Raw genomic sequence first — 2,156 nt, 5'->3', positions numbered from 1 at the left:
ACCTCAACCGCACCACCCAGTGGTGTGAAGTCCATGTAGCCCCTAATTTGGACGGCGCCCTGTGGACAATGCTTAACGCAGTTGTAGCACTCCCAGCAGGACTCAGGCTCTATATTCACGGCCTTCCTACCGAAGATCCCGGATTTTGTGAATCGCATTATGTGGCTTGGGCATATATTGACGCAGTCCCCACAACCCGTACACTTCGCGGGTATTACGTAGGAGGGCATGCTGGATCACCTCACTCACGATGACTTGGGTGATGGGAATGCAATGCTTGTTTTGCTAATTCGCCACTCCATGGCCCCAACAACCTCGGTTCAGCACCCTTCCAGGTCCTGTACCTATCATAGAGTTGCCATATGTACATGTATATTGCGTGGCCGAACTTCGTCCAGGGCATTGTGGCGAACATCATGGCTACTAGGAATATGTGGACTGAGAATGCCGTAGAAACAGCCCAGTAATTGGTTGGTACAGTTAACTCAACGCCCATTAGAGCAAAGCCGCTTAGTGACACGAAGAATGCTGTCCATAGGAAGAAGTCCGTAATTGCAGATTCACCAATGGGCCTAGTGCCCTGCCACCTAACCGCCATCATGAGTATGAAACCCGCTATTATCAATATACCACCCAACGCCCCAGTGCCTATAACGGCATAGGGACCCATGGGCCCCAACTTACCACCTGGTATGAATACCGTATCGCTCTTCCACTTATCAAATATGAAACCTATTGTTGTCGATATTGCTGCGAAGACGAAACCCCACCAAATAAGTGCGTGTGCAAGGGCTTTTGTCTTGGGTTTTGATAGGTATGATGATTGTGTATGGCAGCTTGTCATTGGTGCGCCGTAGAATGGGTATAGGAAGGCTGTGATTAATGCTGCTATGAAGGCACCACCAGAACCCCAATTACGAGTGGGTCCCTTTATTGGCAGATAATGGCTTAGGTTTGATAATGCCAATATACCCCTAGATATCTCCACTATAAAGCCTATCAGCATCTCTATCACCAACGCTATTGCTCCATATATTATCCATAGGTGCGGTATTGGTAGGTATAGTTTGAACATCATCACCTACCTTACTTAATTTTAAAAATGTTTTATTCCACATAGGTGGTAGAAGATTATGTAATTATAAATAATGTATAGGATCACTAAACTTATGAATTCGAATAAAAATAAATATAATCAAAACTATATAATTATTTACATTATTACCTTACCATGTTTATTACAGCCTTGTTTAGCTCATTTGCGAGCTGGCACTGGGAATTAACTGGTATGAGTGTCATTAGGCAGCTTTTGGTACAAAGTCTGCACATGTATACGTAGAGGGTATTATCTAACCTGCTGTAACCAACTAGGTAGGAATTGTTGCCTATTATTATGTCTGGTTTTTTGTTTGGCGTTAGGTTGTTCATTATTACGTCATTTACGACGTAATATATCGAGGTACTTCTCACGCTGGTTATTATGTCTTCATCCACAGCCTTTCCCCTCGTTTGTTGGTTTGTCATTAGTGTGCCTAGTATCATTATCATTAGTGCGTCTATGTTTTCGAGGACCCTCAAGTCATTATCCCTAATTATGTGTGGTATTAGCATGAGTAGTGGGATTAGTTTATCATCATCGTAGTTCCTCAATCCCCACTTATGCCTTAACCTACTTAGCACTAAATCATCATCGACGCAATTATGTGCTAGGCAGAGGAGTAGTCCCTTTATTGTTACCTCATAGATTGTACTGTCGCCCCTACTTCCGTTGCCGACAGCCCTTATTAGGTATTCCTTAGTCATTCTCTTGGCTTTTTTGTATATTGATGATATGCTGTACGGCGTGTCCCTGGAGACCTTGTACAGTGTTGTGGGTCCTTTGGTGACTATATAGGCTAATATGTCATTCATGGTTTCATCATACTCAATATTGATAAGCCTTCTGATCTCAAATCTTAATTCTTCAGGTACCTTATGAATACCAGTGCCACCGTGTAGTGCGTTATTTATCCAGGTCACGAAGTGTTGCTTCTATTCAGTTGTTATAAAACCAATTTACAGATGCAGAAGTTGCACAAAATGTTGGTAAAATGTAAGTGAGCTTTTTTGCCAGGATTTATAGTTAAGAGTTTATTGATATATTTAAATTTAAGCAA

At 42.3% G+C, this 2,156-nt stretch carries 3 protein-coding genes; all 3 read right to left on the bottom strand.

The features are described from left to right. A partial coding sequence (locus B7L70_RS12535) for a 4Fe-4S dicluster domain-containing protein (RefSeq protein ID WP_143701656.1) occupies positions 1-230 on the bottom strand: 230 nt, incomplete at its 3' end. Positions 231-241: 11 nt separating this feature from the next. Next, positions 242-1,078, bottom strand: a complete 837-nt coding sequence (locus B7L70_RS12530) for a hypothetical protein (RefSeq protein WP_238376262.1) — start codon at positions 1,076-1,078, stop codon at positions 242-244. Between the two features lie 143 nt (positions 1,079-1,221). Next, positions 1,222-2,019 carry a hypothetical protein gene (locus tag B7L70_RS12525; protein ID WP_238376261.1) on the bottom strand — a complete coding sequence of 266 codons (798 nt, stop codon included), beginning with the start codon at positions 2,017-2,019 and terminating at the stop codon, positions 1,222-1,224. Positions 2,020-2,156 lie beyond the last annotated feature (137 nt).

It is taken from the genome of Vulcanisaeta sp. EB80 (assembly GCF_002078205.2).
This window is presented reverse-complemented; position numbering and strand designations above follow the sequence as displayed.